General features: G+C 74.7%; 13 protein-coding genes. 3 read left to right on the top strand and 10 right to left on the bottom strand.

Features of this window, described 5'->3' with window-relative positions:
• Positions 1-97: 97 nt before the first annotated feature.
• Entirely contained in the window at positions 98-3,151 is a 3,054-nt protein-coding gene (locus tag ABZ385_RS13170) for a bifunctional [glutamine synthetase] adenylyltransferase/[glutamine synthetase]-adenylyl-L-tyrosine phosphorylase (protein WP_358911354.1), read from the top strand.
• A gap of 50 nt (positions 3,152-3,201) precedes the next feature.
• Here ABZ385_RS13170 and ABZ385_RS13165 read toward each other — a convergent pair whose 3' ends face one another.
• Both ABZ385_RS13165 and ABZ385_RS13160 read right to left on the bottom strand, forming a co-directional pair.
• Positions 3,202-4,074 carry a phosphatase PAP2 family protein gene (locus tag ABZ385_RS13165; protein ID WP_358587335.1) on the bottom strand — a complete coding sequence of 291 codons (873 nt, stop codon included), beginning with the start codon at positions 4,072-4,074 and terminating at the stop codon, positions 3,202-3,204.
• Between the two features lie 228 nt (positions 4,075-4,302).
• The gene (locus ABZ385_RS13160) at positions 4,303-5,955 is read right to left on the bottom strand and encodes a glycoside hydrolase family 13 protein (protein WP_358587333.1); all 1,653 of its coding nucleotides are present in this window, start codon (positions 5,953-5,955) and stop codon (positions 4,303-4,305) included.
• 321 nt (positions 5,956-6,276) lie between these two features.
• On the opposite strand from ABZ385_RS13160, the gene ABZ385_RS13155 reads away from it, so the two are divergent.
• Positions 6,277-7,917: a fused response regulator/phosphatase gene (locus ABZ385_RS13155; protein ID WP_358911352.1), complete on the top strand. Its 1,641-nt coding sequence runs from the start codon at positions 6,277-6,279 to the stop codon at positions 7,915-7,917.
• On the opposite strand, the gene ABZ385_RS13150 is transcribed toward ABZ385_RS13155, so the two are convergent.
• The 7 genes from ABZ385_RS13150 to ABZ385_RS13120 form a co-directional block, all read right to left on the bottom strand.
• Entirely contained in the window at positions 7,904-8,425 is a 522-nt protein-coding gene (locus tag ABZ385_RS13150) for a GNAT family N-acetyltransferase (protein ID WP_358587328.1), read from the bottom strand. The genes ABZ385_RS13155 and ABZ385_RS13150 overlap by 14 nt on opposite strands.
• Complete coding sequence (locus ABZ385_RS13145) at positions 8,422-9,138, bottom strand: TetR/AcrR family transcriptional regulator (RefSeq protein WP_358587326.1); 717 nt, start codon at positions 9,136-9,138, stop codon at positions 8,422-8,424. The genes ABZ385_RS13150 and ABZ385_RS13145 overlap by 4 nt, the downstream gene beginning before the upstream one ends.
• Positions 9,139-9,194: 56 nt before the next feature.
• On the bottom strand, positions 9,195-10,265 hold the full coding sequence (locus ABZ385_RS13140) for a PDR/VanB family oxidoreductase (protein WP_358911350.1): 1,071 nt from the start codon (positions 10,263-10,265) through the stop codon (positions 9,195-9,197).
• 1 nt (position 10,266) lies between these two features.
• A complete protein-coding gene (locus ABZ385_RS13135; protein WP_358911349.1) occupies positions 10,267-11,193 on the bottom strand; it encodes a metal-dependent hydrolase in 927 nt (308 codons plus the stop codon).
• A gap of 127 nt (positions 11,194-11,320) precedes the next feature.
• Positions 11,321-13,237, bottom strand: a complete 1,917-nt coding sequence (locus ABZ385_RS13130; protein WP_358587320.1) for a hypothetical protein — start codon at positions 13,235-13,237, stop codon at positions 11,321-11,323.
• Positions 13,238-13,284: 47 nt separating this feature from the next.
• Positions 13,285-13,806: a tetratricopeptide repeat protein gene (locus ABZ385_RS13125; protein WP_358587319.1), complete on the bottom strand. Its 522-nt coding sequence runs from the start codon at positions 13,804-13,806 to the stop codon at positions 13,285-13,287.
• A gap of 22 nt (positions 13,807-13,828) precedes the next feature.
• The gene (locus ABZ385_RS13120) at positions 13,829-16,951 is read right to left on the bottom strand and encodes an alpha-N-acetylglucosaminidase (protein ID WP_358911347.1); all 3,123 of its coding nucleotides are present in this window, start codon (positions 16,949-16,951) and stop codon (positions 13,829-13,831) included.
• A 181-nt stretch (positions 16,952-17,132) separates the two neighbouring features.
• Here ABZ385_RS13120 and ABZ385_RS13115 point away from each other — a divergent pair, with 181 nt between their 5' ends.
• Positions 17,133-17,495, top strand: coding sequence for a hypothetical protein (locus tag ABZ385_RS13115; RefSeq protein ID WP_358911345.1), 363 nt, complete (start codon positions 17,133-17,135; stop codon positions 17,493-17,495).
• A gap of 54 nt (positions 17,496-17,549) precedes the next feature.
• Here the strand turns inward: ABZ385_RS13115 and ABZ385_RS13110 are convergent, their stop codons facing one another.
• Positions 17,550-18,905: a DUF1996 domain-containing protein gene (locus ABZ385_RS13110; protein ID WP_358911344.1), complete on the bottom strand. Its 1,356-nt coding sequence runs from the start codon at positions 18,903-18,905 to the stop codon at positions 17,550-17,552.
• Positions 18,906-18,922 lie beyond the last annotated feature (17 nt).

The raw sequence follows: 18,922 nt of genomic DNA, 5'->3' as shown, positions 1-18,922 counted from the left end.
ACGGCAGTACATCAGCCACGACGGGGCCACGCGGGCGGAACGCGGCGGACAGGCCGTAGGCTCGGGCCCAGAAGTGATCGAACGGAGGCGCGAGACCATGACGCTGCCGCAGGAAGGGGACAGCGCCAGGCGCCCGCTGCAAGGGGGCTGGCGCGGTACCGGAGGGCGCAGGAGCAGCACGTTCACCCGGCTGCTGCGGCACGGCTTCACCGACCCGTCGGCGGCGGAGCGGCTCCTGGACGACCCGGAGCTGAGCGCCGTCCGCTCCGACCCGCTGCTCCTGGACGCCCTCGGCGCCACCGCCGACCCGGACCTGGCCCTGCTCGGCCTGGTGCGGCTCGTGGAGGCGCAGGAGGACGCGACCGGCCGGCGCGAACTGCTGGACACCCTGGTCACCGCCAAGCCGTTGCGCGACCGGCTGCTCGGCGTGCTCGGCGCCTCCGAGGCCCTCGCCGACCACCTCGCCCGGCACCCCCGCGACTGGCGGGCCCTCGCCACCTACGAGTCGGCCGACCTGCACCCCGGCGTGGCGGACTTCGAACGCGGCCTCGCCGAGGCCACCGACCCGGTGTCGCTGCGCGTCGCCTACCGCCGCTGCCTGCTGGCCATCGCCGCCCGGGACGTGTGCGGCACCACCGACGTCGCCCAGGCGGCGGCCGAACTGGCCGACCTCGCCACGGCGACCCTGCGCGCGGCCCTCGCCATGGCCTGCGCGGCCGCGCCCGACGACGCCGCCCGGTGCCGGCTCGCGGTCGTCGCGATGGGCAAGTGCGGCGGCCACGAACTGAACTACGTCTCCGACGTCGACGTCATCTTCGTCGCCGAGCCCACCGACAGCGGGGCGGGCGCCGACGAGGGCGAGGCGCTGCGGGCCGCCACCCGGCTCGCCTCGCACATGATGCGCGTCTGCTCCGAGACGAACATCGAGGGCACCATCTGGCCCGTCGACGCCAACCTCCGCCCCGAGGGCAGGAACGGCCCGCTGGTGCGCACCCTCTCCAGCCACCTCGCCTACTACCAGCGGTGGGCGAAGACCTGGGAGTTCCAGGCGCTGCTCAAGGCCCGCCCGGTCGCGGGCGACCACGCCCTCGGCGAGGAGTACGTCGCCACGCTCACCCCGCTCGTCTGGCGCGCCGCCGAACGCGAGAACTTCGTGCCCGACGTGCAGAAGATGCGCCGCAGGGTCGTCGAGAACATCCCCGCGGGGGAGATCGACCGGGAGCTGAAGCTCGGCCCCGGCGGCCTGCGGGACGTCGAGTTCGCCGTCCAGATGCTCCAGCTGGTGCACGGGCGCAGCGACCCCTCGATCCGCAGCGGGTCCACGCTCGTCGCCCTGCACGCCCTCGGCGCGGGCGGCTACGTGGGCCGGGTGGACGCCGCCCAGCTCGACGACGCGTACCGCTTCCTGCGCTCCCTGGAGCACCGCATCCAGCTGTACAAGCTGCGCCGCACCCACCTGGTGCCCAAGGACGACGCGGACCTGCGGCGCATCGGCCGCTCCCTGGGGATGCGCACGGAGCCGATCACCGAGCTGAACCGCGCCTGGAAGCGGCACACCTCCGTCGTACGCAGGCTGCACGAGAAGCTCTTCTACCGCCCGCTGCTCGACGCCGTCGCCCAACTCGCCCCCGTCGAGGCCCGCCTGAGCACCGAGGCGGCCCGCGAGCGGCTCGTCGCCCTCGGCTACGCGGACCCGAGCGGCGCCCTGCGCCACCTGGAGGCGCTCGCCTCCGGGGTGTCCCGCAAGGCGGCCATCCAGCGCACGCTGCTGCCCGTCCTGCTCGGCTGGTTCGCCGACTCCGCGGACCCGGACGCGGGCCTGCTGAACTTCCGCCAGGTCTCCGACGCGCTCGGCAAGACCCCGTGGTACCTGCGGCTGCTGCGCGACGAGGGGGCCGCCGCGGAGAACCTCGCCCGGGTCCTGTCCGCAGGCCGTCTCGCGCCCGACCTGCTGCTGCGCGCCCCCGAGGCGGTCGCGCTGCTCGGCGACGAGCGGGGCCTGGTACCGCGCGGCCGCGCCCACCTGGAGCAGGAGATCCTGGCGGCGGTGCGCCGCGCGGACGGCGCGGAACAGGGCGTGACGGCGGCCCGCGGGGTGCGCCGCCGCGAGCTGTTCCGCACGGCCGCGGGCGACATCATCGGCTCGTACGGCACCGAGGACAGCCCCGCCGAGGCCGATCCGGGCGCGCTCGTGGACCGGGTGGGCGACGCGATCTCCGACCTGACGGCCGCCACCATCGCGGGCACCCTGCGCGCGGTCGTCCGCGACGGCTGGGGCGACACGCTGCCGACCCGGTTCGCGGTCATCGGCATGGGCCGCTTCGGCGGCCACGAACTGGGCTACGGCTCCGACGCCGACGTCCTCTTCGTCCACGAGCCCCGGGACGGCGCCGACGAGCAGGAGGCCGCGAAGGCGGCCGCCAAGGTCGTCGCCGAGATGCGCAGACTGCTGCAGCTGCCCTCCGCGGACCCGCCGCTGGCCATAGACGCCGATCTGCGCCCGGAGGGCAGGAGCGGCCCCCTGGTGCGCACCCTGAAGTCGTACGAGGCGTACTACCGCCGCTGGTCCCTCGGCTGGGAGTCCCAGGCGCTGCTGCGGGCCGAGCCGGTGGCCGGGGACGAGGAGCTGGGCCGCGCCTTCATCGAGCTGGCCGACCCCCTGCGCTATCCCGAGCGGGGTCTCGGCGAGGACGCGGTGCGCGAGATCCGCCGGCTGAAGGCCCGCATGGAGGCGGAGCGGATGCCGCGCGGCGCCGACCCGACCCTGCACGCCAAGCTGGGGCGCGGCGGCCTCTCCGACGTCGAATGGACCGTGCAGCTCCTCCAGCTGGAGCACGGCGGCAGGGTACCGGGTCTGCGCACGACCCGCACCCGCGCGGCACTGGCGGCGGCCCGCGAGGCGGAGCTGATCCCGGCCGACGAGGCGGCGATCCTCGACGAGGCCTGGGTCCTCGCGACGCGCGTGCGCAACGCGGTGATGCTGGTGCGCGGCCGCGCGGGCGACACGTTCCCCGCCGGAGGGCGGGAGCTGGCCGCCGTCGGGCGCTACCTGGGATACGACGCGGGGCACGTGGGGGACATGCTGGACGACTACCGGCGGATCACGCGCCGAGCGCGGGCGGTCGTGGACGAGCGGTTCTACGGCGGCTAGCGCGCCCCGGGGCGCACGGGGAACAGCTTCGCGTGCGGCTTCAGTGGCCCCTACAGCCTGACCGGCAGGGGCGGTGCCTCGGCGTCCCGTACCGCCACCTCGCGCGGCAGCCGGTGGGGCGGCCGCCCGTACCAGAGGCGGGCCACCAGGAGGCCGAAGGCCAGGCACATCAGGCCGCCGACCGCGTCCAGCCAGAAGTGGTTGGCGGTCGCCACGATCACCACCAGCGTCGTCACGGGGTAGAGCAGGCCGAGCACCTTGGCCCACGGCGCCGAGGCCAGGGCGAAGATCGTCAGCCCGCACCACAGGGACCAGCCGATGTGCATGGACGGCATCGCCGCGTACTGGTTCGACATGGTCTTCAGGTCGCCCGAGGCCATCGAGCCCCAGGTGTGGTGCACCAGGACCGTGTCGATGAAGGTGGTGCCGTTCATCAGGCGCGGGGGTGCCAGTGGATACAGGTAGTAGCCGACGAGGGCCACCGCCGTCGTGGCGAACAGGACCAGGCGCGTGGCCGCGTACCGCCCCGGATGGCTGCGGAAGAGCCAGACGAGGACACCGAGCGTCACCACGAAGTGCAGCGTCGCGTAGTAGTAGTTCATGCCGACGATGAGCCATGTCACCGAGTCGACGGCGTGGTTGACGCTTCTCTCGACGGCGATCCCCAGGTCCCCCTCGACGCGCCAGATCCAGTCGGCGTTGCGCAGGGCCTGCGCCTTCTGCTCCGGGACGGCGTTGCGGATCAGCGAGTACGTCCAGTAACTCACCGCGATCAGCACGATCTCGAACCACAGCCGGGGGCGGCGGGGGGCACGCAGACGACGCAGCAGGGCCTGCCCGTCGCGGCGCTCGTCGTCACCCGCGATGGGTGGATCAGCGGGCGCCTGCCGGCCCTCAAGTGTCGTCACGATCGTCTCACCCATAGGCCTGAGTCTGCCAGATGCCCGCCCCCCGACCGATCATCCCCTGGTCGGGTTCGGACCGCATTCGCTACGCCACAGGTACCAGTGCGCGCTCCGGGATTCCCTGGGGGGCGCCCGGACACCGAGGCGGTTGAACCGCGAACCACCAGGTCCGGCGCGGGTTCGGCCGGCACCGTCCCGTCGGGGGAGCGGCCGCGCGCCGATGCCGATGCGACGGCCCGGCAGGCTTCAGGCCGCCCACCAGGCCGCCGCGTCGGCGGGCAGGACGCTCTCCCCGCACCCCGGCGCCACCTCCGCGCTCGCCAGCAGCAGGGTGCCCGGCGTGGCCAGGGCGACGGGCCGGGAGGTGAGGTTCACCGTGCAGACGAACGCCGCCCCGGCGCGCGTGCGGCGGAAGGCGAGCACACCCGCCGGGGACTGGAGCCACTCGATGCCCCGGCCCGCGCCGAGCGCCGGGTGCTCGCGGCGCACGGCGAGCGCGGCGCGGTAGAACTCCAGCGTCGAGGCCGGATCACCGGTCTGCGCCGCCACCGACAGGTCCTTCCAGGACCCCGGCTGCGGCAGCCAGCTCGGGCCGCCCTCCAGGGGGCCGAACCCGAACGGCGCGCGCTCCCCGCACCAGGGCAGCGGCACCCGGCAGCCGTCGCGCGTGCCCTCCTGCCCGGCGGAGCGGAAGAACGCCGGGTCCTGACGCACCTCGTCGGGCAGCTCGGTCACCTCGGGCAGACCCAGCTCCTCGCCCTGGTAGAGGTACGCGGAGCCGGGCAGCGCCAGCATCAGCAGCGTGGCCGCCCGCGCCCGGCGCAGCCCGCGGGCCGCGTCGCCGTCGGCGAAGCGCGTGGCGTGGCGTACGACGTCGTGGTTGGAGAGCACCCAGGTGGCGGGGGCGTCCACGGCGTTCATCGCGGCCAGTGAGCGGTCGATGACGGCGCGCAGGGCGGCGGCGTCCCAGCCGGTGGTCAGATACTCGAAGTTGAAGGCCTGGTGCAGCTCGTCGGGGCGCAGGTACCGCGCGCTGCGCTCGACGGTGGGCGTCCACGCCTCGGCGACGGCGATGCGCTCCGTGCCCTCCTCGCGCGTGTACTCCGCGAGGATCCTGCGCCAGTCGCGGTAGATCTCGTGCACACCGTCCTGGTCGAAGTACGGCACGGCCTGCCCGCCGAGCAGCTTGACCTGCTCCTCGTGGCCGATGTCGGGCAGGCCCGCCGCCTTGACCAGGCCGTGCGCCACGTCGATGCGGAAGCCGTCGATGCCGAGGTCCAGCCAGAAGCGCAGCACGGAGCGGAACTCGTCCCGGACGGCCGGGTGGTCCCAGTTGAAGTCGGGCTGCTGGGGCGCGAAGAGGTGCAGGTACCAGGAGCCGTCCTCGACACGGGTCCAGGCGGGGCCGCCGAAGACGGACTCCCAGTCGTTGGGCGGCAGTTCGCCGTCGTCTCCCTTGCCGGGACGGAAGTGGAAGCGGTCGCGCAGCGGCGACGTGGGACCCTCGCGCAGCGCCTGCCGGAACCACTCGTGCTGATCCGAGCAGTGGTTGGGCACGAGGTCGACGATGACGCGCAGCCCCAGCGCGTGCGCCTCGCGCACGAGGTCGACGGCGTCGCCGAGCGTGCCGAACACAGGGTCGACGGCGCGGTAGTCGGCCACGTCGTAGCCGGCGTCGGCCTGCGGCGAGACGTAGAAGGGGGAGAGCCAGACGGCGTCCACGCCCAGCTCGCGCAGGTACGGCAGGCGGGCCGTGATGCCGGGCAGGTCACCCATGCCGTCGCCGTTGCCGTCGGCGAAGCTGCGCGGGTAGACCTGGTAGATGACCGCGTCGCGCCACCACTCCCGGCACGGCATGGAGTCGGTGAGGGCGGGCGCGGTGGTGACGTGCTGGGTCATGAGGCCCCTTAGGAGTGCGGACACTCCGGTGAACGCCCCGCGGAAGGCGAAGGTCACGAGTCCGCTCGCCGGAGCGGCCGTTCCGCCGTCGCCGCCCGCGCGGACGCCGGGGCGAGGGCAAGCGCCCCACCCGGGGACAGTTCACGCGAAGGGCGCAGATCATATCGGTAAGGACACCCTCCGCGAGAGCGCTTCCGGGGATCTTCACCGTTCCCGGTCGGGCCGTCGCGGTCTTCTCCCGCAGCGCGTACCGGAGCGCTAACTTGGTCGGGCAGGCCCGAGGGGGGCCTGCCCCGCCCGCCCTGCCCCAAAGGGGCCAGCTTGAGTGCCAACGGCAAGGCAGACACCACGATCCTGGTGGTCGACGACGTCGCCGCCAGTCGATACGCGCTGGGCGCTGTCCTGCGCCGGGACGGCCACCGCGTCATCCTCGCCGCGACCGCCGGTGAGGCCCTCGCCGAACTGGAGGCGCGCCACCGCGCCGGCGAACTGCCCGACGTGGCCCTCATCGACGTCGGCCTGCCCGACATGAGCGGCTTCGAGCTGTGCCGCCGCCTCAAGGAGTTGCCGCACACCGCCGCCCTGCCCGTCGTGCACTTCTCGGCGGCCCGCGTCTCGCCCCTCGACCGGTGCCACGGCCTCGACGCGGGCGGCGAGGCCTATCTGACCGTGCCCGCCGAACCGGAGGAGATCCAGGCCGTCGTCCGCGCCGTGGCCCGCGGCGCCCGCCACCGCAGCGACGCCGAGGCCGAGGCCGGGCACCTGACGCGGCTCGCCGAGACCATCCTCGACGTGCAATCCGCCCGCTGCCCGCGCGAACTGGCCGACGCCGCCGCCGCGGGCACCGACCGCCTCACCCGCAGCCCCGCCGCCGCGTTCATCCTCGGCCACGACGGCGTGATGCACCGGGGCCTGTCCCGGCGCCGGGCCGCCGCCTCCCTGCCCGACGACGGCGCCCACGACGCGGTCGCCCGCCTCATCCTGCGCATCATGTCCGGCCACGTCGGCGTCCGCAGCACCATCGCGCCCTCCCCGCTGTGGCCGCCCGGCTTCTTCCAGGCGGAGGCCCCCGGCGCCGCCGGCCGCCCCGAGGGGGCCCGGCTCGCCCTGGCCCGCAGCCGGGAGGGCAGCGCCCCCGTGTGCCTGGCCACCCCCGCCTACGCCCAAGGGCCGCTCCCCGACACCGGGCGCCTGGTGGGCCGGCTCGCCCACGCCACCGCGCTCGCCGCCGAGCGGCTGCTCATGTACGAGATGGAGCGGCACATCGCGCTGACCCTCCAGCGCAGCTTCCTGCCCGCGCTCGTGCCCCAGGTCCCCGGCGCGGAAATCGTCGTGCGCTACGAACCCGCCTCCAGCGACACGGAGATCGGCGGCGACTTCTACGCCGCGCTGCCCACCCCGCAGGGCGTCCTCACCGCCATCGGCGACGTCGTCGGGCACTCCCTGGACGCCGCCACCGTGATGGTCGAGATCCGGCACGCCCTGCGCGCCTACTGCGTCGACGAATCCGACCCGAGGACACTCGCCCACCGCCTCGACAGAATGCTCCAGCGCTACCACCCCGAGGTCACGGCCACGCTCTGCCTCGCCCTCGTCGACCCCGCGACCGGACGCACCCGCGTCTCCAACGCCGGGCACATCCCGCCGCTCGTCGTCGGCGAGGACGGCGGCGCCGCCTACCTCGACGCGTGCGGCCCGCTGCTCGGCCTCGGCCTGGAGCGGCCCGCGCCCACCGAGACACTGCTGCGCCCCAGCGACCGGCTCCTCATGGTCACCGACGGCCTCATCGAGACCCGCGGCATCGACCTCGCGGTCTCCATGGAGCACCTGCGGGCCGCCGCCGCCGACGCGCCGCACGGCGTCGCGGCCCTGTGCGACACGCTGCTCGCCTGCTTCGGCCACGACAGGGACGACGACATCGCGCTCCTGGTCCTCGGCCTGACCGGCCCTAACACCCGGTGAGTCGTTTCTCCAGCAACGTCACGCCGTACGTGCTCCCGTCGGCGGCGACCTTGTCCGGCAACTCACCCACGACCGTGTACCCGGCGTCCTCGTAGTACGCGCGCAGCCTGGGACCGGCCGTCACGCAGTCCAGCCGGCACAGCGCGCGCCCGGCCGCGGCGATCCGCCGCTCGACCCAAGCGAGCATCGCCCGCCCGGTCCCGGGCCGCGCCCCGCGCCGCACCATGAGCCGGTGCACATAGCCGGCGTCCGGCGCCCGCACACCCCACGCGGCCTCGTCCCGCCACCACACCTCGAACGCCCCGACGACCTCCTCGCCCTCGTGGGCGAGCCACACCTCGTCGACGCCCGAGGTGATCAGCCGGCGGAAGTGCCGCTCGTCCTTGTCGCCCGGCCGCCACTGCTCGATGCCGCGCTCCCGCATCCAGCGGGCCGCGCCGTCGTAGAGGCCGGCGAGGGTGGCCGTGTCGCTCTCCCGTGCCGCGCGCACGCTCAGCGGGACGCTCACGGCGCCAGCGCGACCAGCCGGCCGATCAGCTCCGCGAACGGGCCGTCGGCCGGCTCCTCGGCGAGGATCTCGCGCAGCAGCGCCGCCATCTCCTCGTCGTGCGCGGCGCTCACGGCGGTCAACGCCACGAAGTCGTGCACCAGTTGCCGTTCCAGCTCCGCGCGCGGGATGCGCCGGCCGTCCAGCCAGAGCAGCGCCGTGGACTCGGCCAGCGAGATCCAGGAGCGCACGACCAGTTCGAGCCGGGCGGACGGCGCGGTGACCTTCAGGTGCGCGAGGATCTGGTCGTACGCCGCCTGCCGCACGGAGTCGATCAGGGCGTTCGTCGTCGACGCCGTGCCCACCGCGCAGCCACCGCCCGCCGAGACCGCCGGGCCGCCCCGCATCAGCGCGGAGAAGCCGGGCCCGTGCTCGTCCACGAAGGACAGGAAGCGGCCCATCACCCGCAGCAGCCGGGCCCCGAGCGGGCCCTCGGGCGGTTCCACGAACCGCTCGGCCAGGTCCTCGGCCGCCCGCCGCAACGCCGCCTCGTACAGGCTGAGTTTGCCGGGGAAGTAGTGGTAGACGAGCGGGCGCGAGATGCCCGCCGCCGCCGCTATCTCGTCGATGGAGACGTCGTCGGGCGAGCGGTGGCTGAACAGGTCGAGCGCGACGCCGATCAGCTGCTGCCGCCGCTCCTCGACACCCATCCTGCGGCGTACCCCGGTTGTCATACGAACACCTTACCGAGCGGATCCGGCCTCTCGGGGGGCCGGATCGGCCCCGGGGCTCACAGGTCGAGCACCAGCCGTCCGCCGTGCGCCCGCGAGACGCAGATGAGCATGGCGGACGCCCGCTCCCCGTCCGTGAGCAGCTCGTCGCGGTGGTCGACCTCCCCGGCCAGCACGCGCTGCCGGCACGTACCGCAGAACCCCTGCTCGCAGGAGTACGCCGTGTCCGGGAGCACGGCGCGCACCGCGGCGAGCACCGTGCTGTCGGCGCCGACCGCCACCGTGCGCCCGCTGCCCCGCAGTTCGACCTCGAAGGCCGTGTCGCCACCGCTTCGGGCGCCGGCCGAGAACCGCTCCGTCCGCAGCGCGCACCCTGGCGGCAGCGCGTCCGTCACCGCGTCGAGCAGCGCCGGCGGCCCGCACACGTGCACGGCGGCGCCCTCGGGCGTCCCGCTCAGGAAGGCGGCCACGTCCGGCAGCCCGTCCTCGTCCTCGGCGACGACGGTCACCCGCCCCGCGTGCTCCCCGGCGAGCTTGGCGACCTCTTCGAGGAACGGCATGGAGCGGCGCGAACGCCCCCCGTACAGCAGCCGCCACGGTGCCCCGGAGGCCGCGACGGCCCGCAGCATCGGCAGGATCGGCGTGATCCCGATGCCACCGGCGACGAAGACGTAGGAGGGGGCGTCCGCCAGCGGGAAGCGGTTGCGCGGCCCGCGCACCTCGACCTCGTCGCCCTCCCGCAACCGCTCGTGCACCTCGCGCGAACCGCCCCTGCCCCCGTCCTCGGCGGCGATCAGCCTGGTGGCGACGGTGTACGAGGAGCGGTCCTCGGGGTCGCCGCACAGCGAGTACTGCCGCACGAGTCCCGACGGGAGCACCAGGTCGAGATGGCCGCCCGGCCGCCAGCGCGGCAAGTCCCGCCCCTCCAGGCGGAGTTGCACCACGCCCTCGGCCACCCGCTCATGGCGTGCCACGCGCAGCCGCAGCGCCCGGGAGCGCGGCTGTCCGGAAACCGGCTCCTCCAGGGCGGGCAGTGGCCACAGCGGGGAGGCGGCGATGCGGCGGCGCAGGGCCCGCCGCGCGAGCAGGGCGCCGCCCGTGACGAGGGCGAGGGTGGGGATGCGGGGCATGTCAGACGCTTCCGTTCGACCGCTGGGCGGCGGCCTGTTCGGCGGCGGTGGCGGCCGGCGAGGACGCCAGATAGGCCACGGCCTGGGCCGTGCTGCCCTCCTGCGACGGGTGGTAGTCCCGGCTCAGATAGCGGGGGATGGAGCGCAGCATGGCGCCGGTCGACGGCAGGGTGCCCGCGCGCCCGCCGCGGTGGAAGGCCCGGAAGCTCGCCCGGCCGCCGACGAGCGACGGGTCGTTCTCCATGAAGAACCGCGCCCCGCGCTGCCAGAGGAAGACCAGCGCGGTGAAGGCGGTCGCCCAGGTCCGCACCCGGCGCCGGTAGCCGCCGTCGACGTGCTGGAACAGGTCGAAGGCCACCGACCGGTGCTCGACCTCCTCGGCGCCGTGCCAGCGCAGCAGGTCCAGCATGGTCGGATCCGCGCCCCTGCGGTCCAGCTCCTCGGCGTTGAGCACCCAGTCGCCGAGGAAGGCGGTGTAGTGCTCGATGGCCGCGATCATCGCCACGCGCTCCATCAGCCACCAGTGGCGCGCCCGGCCCGGCGGCAGGGCGCGGTCCCCGAGCAGCTTCTCGAAGAGCCAGTCGACCTGGGCGGTGTACGGCGTCGGGTCCAGTCCCTGCTCCCTGAGGTGCGGCAGCACCTCGTCGTGGGCCTGCGCGTGCATCGCCTCCTGGCCGATGAACCCGATGACGTCCGCGCGCAGCCGCTCGTCCCGGATGTGGGGCAGGACCTGCTTGTACACGTGCACGAACCAGCGCTCCCCGGCCGGCAGCAGCAGGTGCAGGACGTTGATGGTGTGCGCGGTGAACGGGTCGCCCGGGAGCCAGTGCAGCGGGGTGTCCGCCCAGGAGAAGGAGACGTCGCGCGCCTTGAGCGGTATGTGCTCGGAGGCGACGGATCCGGGAACCCGGCTCTGCTTGTGAGACATGGCGTCAATGTACTGACGGGTAGGCCGGGTGGTACAGGGGGTGGCGCGGGGAAAAATCCCGGGCCACCCACCGGACCGTCGCCGTAGTCGCCGCGTCGCCGTGTGCCGCCGCGTCGCCGCGTTCGCGCTAGCCGAGCGTCGTCACCTTCGTGCCGTCCGCGAGGGTGCCGGTCAGCCGGACGCGGGCGGTGCGCTCCGTCCTGACCGCGATGACGTTGTCCTGGACGCGGTCGCCGCCGGACGAGGACAGGGACGTCACGTCCTTGCTGCCCGCGCCCAGGAGGTACCAGTTGCCGGCCCGGGACTTCCACAGCACGCCCGCAAGCACCTTCGGGTCGCGCGCCCCGCACTCCGGGGAGTCCTCCGCCTTGGCGGCCACCGCGCCCGCCGGGACATCGGCCGGCTGGATCTCCGCGAAGCTCCGGCTGCCCGCGCCCCGCCAGGTCTCGGCCCGGGTGCAGACCCACTGGGCGGCGCCGTTGGCCTCGGGCAGCGTCTGGCGGGCGTACGCCCAGGAGTTCACCGTCCGTACGCCGTTGGAGCGCACCGTGGCCAGGGAGCAGGCGGACTTGGCCCAGTCCGCGGGCGTGGCCTCGCGCGGCGCCTCGGGGCGGCCCGCGGTCAGCCGGGCGGGGACCAGCTCGCCGAGGTCGGTGGACATCCGCTCCGCGCCCAGGTCGTCGCGCATCCGCAGCGCGTTCCAGGACGTGCACCGGCCGCTCGGCGCGGGGCCGGAGAAGGGCTCGGTGACGCCGTCCTCGTCGCGGCGCAGCGGCACGGCCCGCCCGGCGGGCTTCAGCAGGTCGCGGACCTCGGTGGCGCGGATCCAGGGGGCCGTCAGATAGCGGATGTTGCCGTCCGCGCGGCTGACGACGACGGCGCTCGCCTCCGGACCGCTCGCCCCGTCCACGCGCGCGAAGTCCAGCGCGGCGCCGCTCGTGCCCTCCTTCGGCTCGGCGTAGCGCACGATGCGCAGACCGTCGTGGAACAGCACCACGCGCGCGGCGTCGACCTCACCGGCGAAGAGGAGCTGCGCGGGACCCGGGGGCGCCCCGGAGGGCGTGCCCGGGGTGGCCGACACCTGTACGGTCCCGCCGGGCCGGGCCCAGACGGCGAGGGCGCGGCGCAGGAGATCCTTGTCGCCGACGAGGCCGCCGCGGGCGGGCCACACCGAGAAGTCGGCGCGGGCGGAACGTTTCCACGCTCCCGCCGTGGCCACCGTCAACCGGCCCGGGTCGAGGGCCGCTTGACCGGCCGGGTTCTGCGCGTACGGGGGAGCGGCGGCGCCGTCGGGCCCCCAGCCCTCGCCCGGCAGGCCGAGCAGCGCCCCGCACACCAGCAGGGCGACGGCCGCGACGCCCGCGGCCTTCATGTGCTGCCTGCGCCGCATCAGGTCCGTCGGCCGGGCCTGCAGGGAGCAGGGGTCGAACTCGGGGGAGGCCAGCAGGGCGTAAGGGGCCTCGACCTCGTCCGCCTCGGCGAGGGCGTCGTCCGGGTCGTCGCACCCGGCGGCCGTGAGCACCGTGCGCACCCCGGCGTCGTCGAGCGCCTCCAGGCCCCGCAGCACGTAGGCGGCGCGGCCCGCGCCGGACAGCTCGGCCAGGTGCTGGTCCAGGGCCAGTTCGTCGGCGCCGCCCGCGTGCGGGAAGAGCCGGAGCCCCAGGACCTGCGGCAGCAGCGGGGGCAGCTGCGCCCGCCGGGGCCGGGCCCGCCACGTCAGGGGGAGCCCGGCGTCGAGCGCGCCGCGCAGGACCCGCAGGCGCACGTACGCGTAGCCGGGGTCCCGCTGGTGGCCGCCCCCGCCGCCGTGCTGGGCGGGGACGACGACCGCCGTGCCCGGGGTGCGGCCGCGCGGCAGGGCGCGCTGGGTCAGGGCGTGGGCGGTCAGGACGCGGCGGTTGCGTCCGAGGCTCGGCGGCAGCACCAGATAGGCGAGCCGGACGAGCCGGGGGTAGTGCTCGACGAGGGCGGCCTCGGCCTGCTCCACGTCGACGACGGGAGCGGGGCCGCTGGCGCTCGCGGACTGCGGCTGCTTGGACTGCACATTCGACGACACGTTCAGCAAAACGAGCGAATCGTCGGTTGGTCACCTCAGGCTTCGGCGGGCTCCACCAGAGCGCGGGCGTAAGCACCCATGGACCGCTGGTAGCGCGGCAGATGGGGGGCGAGGGCGCCGAGCACCAGGGCGAGGCCCTCGCGTTCCCGGCCGAGGTTCGCCAGGCACAGCGCGAGGACGGCGCGCACGGCGTCGTCCAACTCGTCCGGTACCGCCTCCAGTTCCGGACCGAGGAGCGCGACGCCCTCCGCCGCCCGGCCCACGTTCCGCAGCGAGCTGGCGAGTTGGATCAGCGCGCGCCGCCTGCGGACGCCGTCCAGGCCGCGCTCCAGCGCCTCCTGGTACAGCGGCACGGCCCGGTCGGAGTGCCCGGTCGAGTCGAAGGCGCAGGCCCGCTCGAAGAGGCCGGCGGGATGGCCCTCGGGCAGCTCCGCGGCCAATTGGTCGATCAGCGCGCGGAACTCCCCGGCGCGGTCCTCTTCGTAGGTGTCGAAGGTGTCCCAGGCCTTCGCCACGCGCTCTTCCCAGTTCGCGTTCACGGCCCCACCCTCGCACACACGTGCCCCACGCGGCACGGCTTTACGGCGTCACCGCCCAACCGCTGAACTCGACCGTCCCGCGCCCCTCGTCGCCACCGTTCGTCGCGCTCATGAACATCCCCACGTCCTGCGCCGCGGCGGCGCCCGGCACACGCACCGTCGCCACCGTGCGCCAGGAGGCGCCGCCGTCGGTGGAGCAGGCGCCGGTGACGGAGCCCTCGGCACGCGTGAGGCGCAGCAGCACCGGCGCCTTGACGCCCGTGATCCGCTGATAGGCGTCCAGCGTCCCGTCGCCGTTGGTGTCGTACGACAGGACGACGCCGTTGGCCGGCGTGACGGCGAGGTCCACGATGCCGCGGGAGCCCGGCGTCGCCATGGTGTTACGGGCGATGAGGCCGGCGCGCGCCCAGGACCCCGTGACCGCCTGCGTGTCGACGCGCACCGTCACCGACACCCCGTCCCGCAACGCCTGCCGCCGGTACAGCGTGCCGAACTCGGCGGTGCCCTTCCACAGGTCGGCGCCGCCCCCGTCGATCGCGTACCGCTCTTCCAGCTCCCCGAAGACGGCGGCGTTGGTGCTGTACGTCCGCCACGCGTCGCTCACCGGTCCCGCCTCGAACAGGGTCCCCTCGTGGACGTGCCGAACCCGCCGCTCGCCCGCCGGGCCGTACCGCACGGTGATCTCGTAGGGCATCGGCCGCAGCGGCCGGTCCAGGGGCGTGTCCGGCGCACTGGCCCGCCACGTCACCTTTCCCGTCGCCCCCGGGCCGACCCTCGGCAGGGACACCGGGCCGGTCGGCCGGGCGTCGATGCCGGTCAACGCGAAGTCGACGCGGCCGGTGGCGCGCAGCCCGTTGACGTTGCGAAAGACGGCGCTCACCAGCGCGTGGCCGCCCGGCGGGAAGGCCGGCGGTTCGGCGGTGACCTCGACGGTCCCCTGGTAGGGCGCCCGCGCGAGCACGCCGCGCACCCGTGCGGCGGTGCGGTGGGCGTCGCCGGCCGGGCGCAGCGGATAGTCCTCGCGCTCCCGCGTCCAGGAGTCCTCCACGGCGAACCAGTCGACCGGCGCCGGCGCGCGCCCGGCGGCCAGCGCGTCCGCCAGCTCGTCGAGCCACCGCTGCCAGCGGGGGAGGTAGAAGTCGCCCAGCAGGCCGTGCCACTCGCGGTTGCCGTACTCGTGGAGCTTGCCGCCGTCGGCCGTGGCGCGCCCGCCCCACGTGGTGATCAGCACCTTGGCGGTCCGCTCGAACTCGGCGCGCTCGGCCTCGCTCGTGCCCATGCGCCGGGCGGCCTCGATCCAGGGCCCGAGCAGGAAGGCCGAGTGGGTGCCTGTGACCTCGTCCGAGAGCCGCATCAGCCGCAGCCACAGCGTGGAGAGGGCGCGGAAGGTCTCCTGGTCCTTACGCCGGTACGCGGCCCGCAGCTGGGGCAGGAGCTGGCGGCTGCGGTGCGCGAGGGCCTGGCGGGCCACGTCCACCAGGTCGTAGCGGTAGGCGGCGCTGCCCCGCAGGGCGCCCGGCACCCCGAGCAGCCCGGCGAGCGCGGCGTCGAAGCGGGCCGGGTCGTAGGTGAGGGCGCGCGGCGCGTACTCGGCGGCGCGGGCCGCCGCCAGGTCGGGGCGGGCGGCGAACAGGGAGTCGTGGGGGTCGCTGCGCTCCACGGCGGTGTGCCGGTAGGCGGTGTCGTGCAGCGCCCGCCAGGCCGAGCGCGCGGCGCGGTCCCGCCCGCCGTAGCGGAAGTCGGCGTAGGAGGAGAACCACGCGGCGCGGTCCAAGGGGGCCTTGGTCCAGGCGAGTTCGGAGAACAGCTCGAAGGCGGCGGGGTCGCGGTCGGTGGCCTCGGGCATGAAGGCGGTGCCCGCGAGCGCGCTGTCCGGCTTGTCGCGCCAGGCGAAGAACTTCTCGTTCCACAGGTGGGTGCGGGCGCCGATCGTCGTGCGGCCGCCGAAGTTGGGGATGGTGCCGAAGGCGTAGGGCGTGCCGCCCCAGTCCTTCTCCCGGTCGGTGACGCTCGCGTACCGGTCCGAGACGCCGTCGACGATCAGCATCCGCTTCTTGTCGACGGCGTCGAGCAGCGCGGGCAGCGGGTTGGCCTCCCAGCCCAGAATCACCCAGACGGCCCCGGGTCTCGCGGCGCGCAGGGCTCTCTCCACCCCGCGCGCCGCGTCCGGCACGGGCACGTCGCCGGGCGTCCCGCCCTCGTGCAGCAGGTCCATCTTGAACAGGTCGGCGGCGCCGAACAGCTCCCGCTGGTGGCGGTAGAAGGACGCGGCGACCCGGGCGAAGGCGTCGGTGCGCGGGTCGAGCCAGTCGGGCCGCGGGAAGCCGTGCCAGACGCCCTGCGGGACGACCCGCGCGTCCCCGCCGTTGCGCGCCACGAAGCCGTCGGGCACGTGCCCGTAGTAGCCGGGCAGCACGGGAGCGATGCCGAGCGAGCGCAGCCGGTCGGCGATCCTGCGCCCCAGCGCGGCGCGGTCCGCGATGAGCCGCGCGCTGAGGGGGCCGCCGTACCCCGACAGGTTCTGGAGCAGCCACCACGGCTGGTGCGAGGGCGCCGGCAGCCAGGCCCGCGCCTCGGCGTCGGAGTAGCCGAACTCCGTGAGGACCCGGTGGTAGACGGCCTCGGCGCCCGCCACGACCAGCACCTCGTTGCAGCCGTGCAGGGCGAGTACGTCGATCATCCGCTCCCAGTACGCCCAGTCGGCGTACGGCGCGGTGTAACCGTCGTTGGTGTCGTTCAGGGCGAACCGGTGGGGCAGCGAGGTGGACCGCTCCAGCGGCTTCACCGGGGCGGGCAGCCTGCGCGGCAGGTCGAGCTGGTCGCCGTTCCAGGTGATGTGGGCGCCGCACACGTACTTCAGGTACCAGTGGACGCCGGTGAGGAGCACGGCGGGCGTCGTGCCGGTGACCGTGATCCGGCCGGTGGTGCCGGTGACCCGGAAGCGGTCCTCGCGCCCCTGGGCGGGCACAAGGGTGAGCCGGAACTGTTCCGCGTGCCGCGGCAGGAGTCTGTTGAGCGCCGCGCGCGCGGCATCCGTATCGAAGGCGGGGGCCTTCGCGGACCCCTCGGCGGCGTGCGCCGGCAGCGGCACCCCGCCGACGGCGGCGCCGAGGCCGAGGGCGCCGGCGGTGCCGAGCAGGGAACGTCGGGACGGTGCGGACATGTGTACCCCCTGAGGTGAGGCTGCGGCGCACGGTATCCGTGCGGTGGGCCTTCCACACAGGCGCATACGAGACAGGCGAGTCGCACTCGCCGGAAGAGGTCGGTGGGCGATGCGGGCAGCACGAAGGGCGCGGGCGGGCAGAGGTGTGGGCCTTCTGCTCGCGCTGGTGGGATGCGGTGCGGTGAGCGTGGGGTGCGGCTCGGAAGGCGGCGACACACCGGACACGGCGCGCGGCGGCCTGGAGCAGCTGGCGGCCAGGGCGGGGTGCACGGCCGACGTCCAGACGGACGCCGCCGACCTGCGTCAGGCCACCTGTGACGACGGTGCCCGGCGCTACGTCCTCGTCACCTTCGCCAACGCCCGTGGCCAGGCCGAATGGCTCGACGAGGCGAACGACTACGGGGGCACGTACCTCGTCGGCGGCAGCTGGGTCGCCGTCGGCGGCCCCGCCGACATCTCGGCGCTGCGCGAGCGGCTCGGCGGGACCGTGGTGGACGCCGCGCACGGGCACGGCGGGGGCCACCGCGGTCACCGCATGGGCTGACGCGAAGGGGCCGGCCCGGGGGTGGTGGGCCGGCCCCGAGGGGCGGGACCGCTGTCAGGAGCAGCGCCGCCCGGAGTTGACGCACCCCGCGACGCGCCGCATCAGCCGCTCGTCGAAGACGTTGATGAAGTCGCCGTGGTCGGTGACGGGCTTGTGCAGCTGCTCGGGGAAGGAGTCGACGGCGAATCCCGGGCCCGGCGGCACGTCGTAGACGATGCGCTGCACCAGCTGCGGGATGGCCCGGAAGCCCCGCGGGCAGGCGCCGGTGCGCCGGTCGGCGAAGGCGACGTGGGTGCGGTGGTTGGCGCTGTCGGTGTTCCGCCCGTCCCAGCAGCTCTGGAAGGCGAACCGGCGCACGACCTTGCTGCCCTCGGGGCAGATCGGGTACTTGTCCGTGAGCTGCCGGTTCTCGAAACCGGTGCAGCTCCACGAGGCGTTGGCGTTCGCGTCGCCGTTCGTGAACGCCTTGGCGTCGCCGGTGATGATCCGCAGGAACCGCGGCATCGCGACGACCTTGCTCCGCGGATTGCCGACGAACTTCAGCGTGACCGAGGCCGGGGTCTGGATCTCGCCGACGTTCTGGTCCTTGCCGCCGCCGTCCGCCCGAGCGTCGTCCTCGTCCCGCCCGTTCTGGAGCCGCAGCACGGGCCAGTAGTACGTCGACCTGTCGCCCTGGTCGCGGCAGCTGGTGGCGCCGCCGGCGAGGTCGTCGTCGTCGGAGAACGCGTCCGTCTCCTGGTTGCCCACGTAGTCGTGCATGTGGTGGGCGCCGTTGCCCACCCCGGGGGCGACGATGACGTTGTCCGGGTTGAACTTGCCGTTCTCGTTCCGCCCGCACTTCGTGGTGAAGGTGCCCCGGGAGGCGCCCCGCTGCTCGCGGGGCCGGTTCACGTCGGGCCGGACGGACTCGATCGCGACGAAGTCCTCGGCGACGGGCCCGTTCTCGCTGCGGCCACCGGAGCGCGATCCGTCTCCGATGGAGGCGCGCACCGTGCAGGGCGCCATGCCGTCGAGCCCCTCGGGGCGTCCGCCCGCCTGGTCCATGGCGTCCGCGATCTCGCCGAGGGTGGCGCGCCGCCGCTCCGCCAGCGGGTCGAGCACGGACTCCTTGTCCCGCGCGGCGGTGAGCTGGTCGTAGGCCCGGGTGATCTGGCCGTCCAGCTCGGCGAGTTCGCGGTCCACCGCCTCGCGGGCGGGCGGGGGCACCTCCGACAGTTCCGTGGCCACGTCCGGGCAGCTGATGGTCGACACCCGCTGCCCGGCGCTCCGCGGCGGCGGCCGGTCGCCGGTCTCGTCGGCGTTGGCGTGGACGTTCACCGCGACCAGGCCGCCGCCGCCCAGGAGCAGGGCCGCCGACGCGCCGATCATCCGTCCCGCCAGCTTGGATCGTTTTCGTGATGTGCGTCCCATGGGACTACATACGCATC

The sequence above is a fragment of the Streptomyces sp. NPDC005898 genome (assembly GCF_040629635.1).
Taxonomy (GTDB): domain Bacteria; phylum Actinomycetota; class Actinomycetes; order Streptomycetales; family Streptomycetaceae; genus Streptomyces.
The sequence above is the reverse complement of the archived record's forward strand: the minus strand, read 5'-3'. Positions and strand labels throughout refer to the sequence as shown.

Bases quoted from the DNA above. Each gene is read 5' to 3' on its own strand.
- ABZ385_RS13135 (WP_358911349.1), bottom strand. From the start codon at position 11,193: ATGTCTCACAAGCAGAGCCGGGTTCCCGGATCCGTCGCCTCCGAGCAC.
- ABZ385_RS13145 (WP_358587326.1), bottom strand. From the start codon at position 9,138: ATGACAACCGGGGTACGCCGCAGGATGGGTGTCGAGGAGCGGCGGCAG.
- ABZ385_RS13140 (WP_358911350.1), bottom strand. From the start codon at position 10,265: ATGCCCCGCATCCCCACCCTCGCCCTCGTCACGGGCGGCGCCCTGCTC.
- ABZ385_RS13110 (WP_358911344.1), bottom strand. From the start codon at position 18,905: ATGGGACGCACATCACGAAAACGATCCAAGCTGGCGGGACGGATGATC.
- ABZ385_RS13120 (WP_358911347.1), bottom strand. From the start codon at position 16,951: ATGTCCGCACCGTCCCGACGTTCCCTGCTCGGCACCGCCGGCGCCCTC.
- ABZ385_RS13160 (WP_358587333.1), bottom strand. From the start codon at position 5,955: ATGACCCAGCACGTCACCACCGCGCCCGCCCTCACCGACTCCATGCCG.
- ABZ385_RS13170 (WP_358911354.1), top strand. From the start codon at position 98: ATGACGCTGCCGCAGGAAGGGGACAGCGCCAGGCGCCCGCTGCAAGGG.
- ABZ385_RS13165 (WP_358587335.1), bottom strand. From the start codon at position 4,074: ATGGGTGAGACGATCGTGACGACACTTGAGGGCCGGCAGGCGCCCGCT.